This is a genomic window from Streptococcus sp. HMSC074F05, from assembly GCF_001808725.1.
Taxonomy (GTDB): domain Bacteria; phylum Bacillota; class Bacilli; order Lactobacillales; family Streptococcaceae; genus Streptococcus; species Streptococcus parasanguinis_I.
Map to the genome: position 1 here is coordinate 1 of NZ_KV794402.1, position 5,102 is coordinate 5,102.

The window sequence follows — 5,102 nt, forward strand, 5'->3', positions numbered from 1 at the left end:
GCTAAGCGACTACCTTATCTCACAGGGGGCAACCCCCAACTACTTCCGGCGTTCTAGGGCTTAACTGCTGTGTTCGGCATGGGTACAGGTGTATCTCCTAGGCTATCGTCACTTAACTCTGAATGATTAAACATTCAAAATTGAACATCTATATTCTAACAAGTTAACCTTTCGTTGTCAATATCTTTTGACTCTTTGGATAAGTCCTCGAGCTATTAGTATTAGTCCGCTCCATTGCTCACACAACTTCCACTCCTAACCTATCTACCTGATCTTCTCTCAGGGCTCTTACTGATATAAAATCATGGGAAATCTCATCTTGAGGTGGGTTTCACACTTAGATGCTTTCAGCGTTTATCCCTTCCCTACATAGCTACCCAGCGATGCCTCTGGCGAGACAACTGGTACACCAGCGGTAAGTCCACTCTGGTCCTCTCGTACTAGGAGCAGATCCTCTCAAATTTCCTACGCCCGCGACGGATAGGGACCGAACTGTCTCACGACGTTCTGAACCCAGCTCGCGTGCCGCTTTAATGGGCGAACAGCCCAACCCTTGGGACCGACTACAGCCCCAGGATGCGACGAGCCGACATCGAGGTGCCAAACCTCCCCGTCGATGTGAACTCTTGGGGGAGATAAGCCTGTTATCCCCAGGGTAGCTTTTATCCGTTGAGCGATGGCCCTTCCATACGGAACCACCGGATCACTAAGCCCGACTTTCGTCCCTGCTCGAGTTGTAGCTCTCGCAGTCAAGCTCCCTTATACCTTTACACTCTGCGAATGATTTCCAACCATTCTGAGGGAACCTTTGGGCGCCTCCGTTACCTTTTAGGAGGCGACCGCCCCAGTCAAACTGCCCGTCAGACACTGTCTCCGTAGATGATGAACCTACCGGGTTAGAGTGGCCATAACACAAGGGTAGTATCCCAACAACGCCTCCATCGAAACTGGCGTCCCGATATCAATGGCTCCTACCTATCCTGTACATGTGGCACAGACACTCAATATCAAACTGCAGTAAAGCTCCATGGGGTCTTTCCGTCCTGTCGCGGGTAACCTGCATCTTCACAGGTACTAAAATTTCACCGAGTCTCTCGTTGAGACAGTGCCCAAATCATTACGCCTTTCGTGCGGGTCGGAACTTACCCGACAAGGAATTTCGCTACCTTAGGACCGTTATAGTTACGGCCGCCGTTTACTGGGGCTTCAATTCATACCTTCGCGTTACCGCTAAGCACTCCTCTTAACCTTCCAGCACCGGGCAGGCGTCACCCCCTATACATCATCTTACGATTTAGCAGAGAGCTGTGTTTTTGATAAACAGTTGCTTGGGCCTATTCACTGCGGCTGACTGAAAGCCAGCACCCCTTCTCCCGAAGTTACGGGGTCATTTTGCCGAGTTCCTTAACGAGAGTTCTCTCGCTCACCTGAGGCTACTCGCCTCGACTACCTGTGTCGGTTTGCGGTACGGGTAGAGTATGATTAACGCTAGAAGCTTTTCTTGGCAGTGTGACGTCACTAACTTCGCTACTAAACTTCGCTCCCCATCACAGCTCAATGTTATAGAATTAAGCATTTAACTCAATTCACACCTCACTGCTTAGACGTGCACTTCCAGTCGCACGCTTTAGTTAGCCTACTGCGTCCCTCCTTCACTACATACTCTAGTACAGGAATATCAACCTGTTGTCCATCGGATACACCTTTCGGTCTCTCCTTAGGTCCCGACTAACCCAGGGCGGACGAGCCTTCCCCTGGAAACCTTAGTCTTACGGTGGACAGGATTCTCACCTGTCTTTCGCTACTCATACCGGCATTCTCACTTCTATGCGTTCCAGCGCTCCTCACGGTACACCTTCTCCACACATAGAACGCTCTCCTACCATACCTATAAAGGTATCCACAGCTTCGGTAAATTGTTTTAGCCCCGGTACATTTTCGGCGCAGGGTCACTCGACTAGTGAGCTATTACGCACTCTTTGAATGAATAGCTGCTTCTAAGCTAACATCCTAGTTGTCTGTGCAACCCCACATCCTTTTCCACTTAACAATTATTTTGGGACCTTAGCTGGTGGTCTGGGCTGTTTCCCTTTCGACTACGGATCTTAGCACTCGCAGTCTGACTGCCGACCATAATTCATTGGCATTCGGAGTTTATCTGAGATTGGTAATCCGGGATGGACCCCTCACCCAAACAGTGCTCTACCTCCAAGAATCTTAATGTCGACGCTAGCCCTAAAGCTATTTCGGAGAGAACCAGCTATCTCCAAGTTCGTTTGGAATTTCTCCGCTACCCACAAGTCATCCAAGCACTTTTCAACGTGCCCTGGTTCGGTCCTCCAGTGAGTTTTACCTCACCTTCAACCTGCTCATGGGTAGGTCACATGGTTTCGGGTCTACGACATAATACTAAGACGCCCTATTCAGACTCGGTTTCCCTACGGCTCCGTCTCTTCAACTTAACCTCGCATCATATCGTAACTCGCCGGTTCATTCTACAAAAGGCACGCTCTCACCCATTAACGGGCTCGAACTTGTTGTAGGCACACGGTTTCAGGTTCTATTTCACTCCCCTCCCGGGGTGCTTTTCACCTTTCCCTCACGGTACTGGTTCACTATCGGTCACTAGAGAGTATTTAGGGTTGGGAGATGGTCCTCCCAGATTCCGACGGGATTTCTCGTGTCCCGCCGTACTCAGGATACTGCTAGGTATAAAGACTATTTCGAATACGAGGCTCTTACTCTCTTTGGCTGACCTTCCCATGTCATTCTTCTATAATCTTTAAGTCCACATTGCAGTCCTACAACCCCGAAGAGTAAACTCTTCGGTTTGCCCTCCTGCCGTTTCGCTCGCCGCTACTCAGGCAATCGCTTTTGCTTTCTCTTCCTGCAGCTACTTAGATGTTTCAGTTCACTGCGTCTTCCTCTACCTATCCTTAACAGATAGGAGTACTAGCCATTAGCTAGTGGGTTCCCCCATTCGGACATCTCTGGATCGTCGCTTACTTACAGCTCCCCAAAGCATTTCGTCGTTTGTCACGTCCTTCTTCGGCTTCTAGTGCCAAGGCATCCACCGTGCGCCCTTATTAACTTAACCTTATTTTTGGTCTTGCGACCTAAACTCTTTAAATATTTACAGCGTTTCGGTTTATTTTCTTGTTACTATTTGATATAGATATTCAATTTTCAATGTTCAATCTTAACACCCTTACAGTGTTAATGGAGCCTAGCGGGATCGAACCGCTGACCTCCTGCGTGCAAAGCAGGCGCTCTCCCAGCTGAGCTAAGGCCCCACAAGACCTCTCAAAACTAAACAAGACCAACGTACAGGTTTCCATTTCCTTAGAAAGGAGGTGATCCAGCCGCACCTTCCGATACGGCTACCTTGTTACGACTTCACCCCAATCATCTATCCCACCTTAGGCGGCTGGCTCCTTACGGTTACCTCACCGACTTCGGGTGTTACAAACTCTCGTGGTGTGACGGGCGGTGTGTACAAGGCCCGGGAACGTATTCACCGCGGCGTGCTGATCCGCGATTACTAGCGATTCCGACTTCATGTAGGCGAGTTGCAGCCTACAATCCGAACTGAGACTGGCTTTAAGAGATTAGCTTGCCGTCACCGACTCGCGACTCGTTGTACCAGCCATTGTAGCACGTGTGTAGCCCAGGTCATAAGGGGCATGATGATTTGACGTCATCCCCACCTTCCTCCGGTTTATTACCGGCAGTCTCGCTAGAGTGCCCAACTCAATGATGGCAACTAACAATAGGGGTTGCGCTCGTTGCGGGACTTAACCCAACATCTCACGACACGAGCTGACGACAACCATGCACCACCTGTCACCTCTGTCCCGAAGGAAAACTCTATCTCTAGAGCGGTCAGAGGGATGTCAAGACCTGGTAAGGTTCTTCGCGTTGCTTCGAATTAAACCACATGCTCCACCGCTTGTGCGGGCCCCCGTCAATTCCTTTGAGTTTCAACCTTGCGGTCGTACTCCCCAGGCGGAGTGCTTAATGCGTTAGCTGCGGCACTGAGTCCCGGAAAGGACCCAACACCTAGCACTCATCGTTTACGGCGTGGACTACCAGGGTATCTAATCCTGTTTGCTCCCCACGCTTTCGAGCCTCAGCGTCAGTTACAGACCAGAGAGCCGCTTTCGCCACCGGTGTTCCTCCATATATCTACGCATTTCACCGCTACACATGGAATTCCACTCTCCCCTTCTGCACTCAAGTTAAACAGTTTCCAAAGCGTACTATGGTTAAGCCACAGCCTTTAACTTCAGACTTATCTAACCGCCTGCGCTCGCTTTACGCCCAATAAATCCGGATAACGCTCGGGACCTACGTATTACCGCGGCTGCTGGCACGTAGTTAGCCGTCCCTTTCTGGTAAGTTACCGTCACAGTGTGAACTTTCCACTCTCACACTCGTTCTTCTCTTACAACAGAGCTTTACGATCCGAAAACCTTCTTCACTCACGCGGCGTTGCTCGGTCAGGGTTGCCCCCATTGCCGAAGATTCCCTACTGCTGCCTCCCGTAGGAGTCTGGGCCGTGTCTCAGTCCCAGTGTGGCCGATCACCCTCTCAGGTCGGCTATGTATCGTCGCCTTGGTGAGCCGTTACCTCACCAACTAGCTAATACAACGCAGGTCCATCTCTTAGTGATGCAATTGCACCTTTCAAATCAACATCATGCGATATCGACTTTTATGCGGTATTAGCTATCGTTTCCAATAGTTATCCCCCGCTAAGAGGCAGGTTACCTACGCGTTACTCACCCGTTCGCAACTCATCCGCTCGGTGCAAGCACCAAGCTTCAGCGTTCTACTTGCATGTATTAGGCACGCCGCCAGCGTTCATCCTGAGCCAGGATCAAACTCTCATTAAAATAATTGTTTGTCTTAAACTCATTCTGTCACTGACAGATTTATTGTTTTTTTATTGTTCAGTTACTATAACTTTCGTTATAGCGCCCTGCACATTGGTTCGTCTTGTTCAGTTTTCAAAGGTCTTTGTCGCTCTCGCGCGACAACTATATTAGTATATCATGACCTACCCTTACTGTCAACACTTTTTCTCAAAAAAATTTATTTTTT

General features: G+C 49.6%; 1 tRNA gene and 3 rRNA genes. All 4 read right to left on the reverse strand.

Annotated elements, in window-relative coordinates:
• A 5S ribosomal RNA gene (gene rrf / locus HMPREF2685_RS00755) occupies nucleotides 1-116 on the reverse strand.
• Nucleotides 117-195: 79 nt separating this feature from the next.
• Nucleotides 196-3,097 (reverse strand): 23S ribosomal RNA (locus HMPREF2685_RS00760).
• 123 nt (nucleotides 3,098-3,220) lie between these two features.
• Nucleotides 3,221-3,293: transfer RNA gene (locus HMPREF2685_RS00765), tRNA-Ala, on the reverse strand.
• Between the two features lie 53 nt (nucleotides 3,294-3,346).
• Nucleotides 3,347-4,894, reverse strand: a 16S ribosomal RNA gene (locus tag HMPREF2685_RS00770).
• Together the 16S, 23S and 5S rRNA genes with 1 tRNA gene alongside form the textbook arrangement of a ribosomal RNA operon.
• Nucleotides 4,895-5,102: the final 208 nt, after the last annotated feature.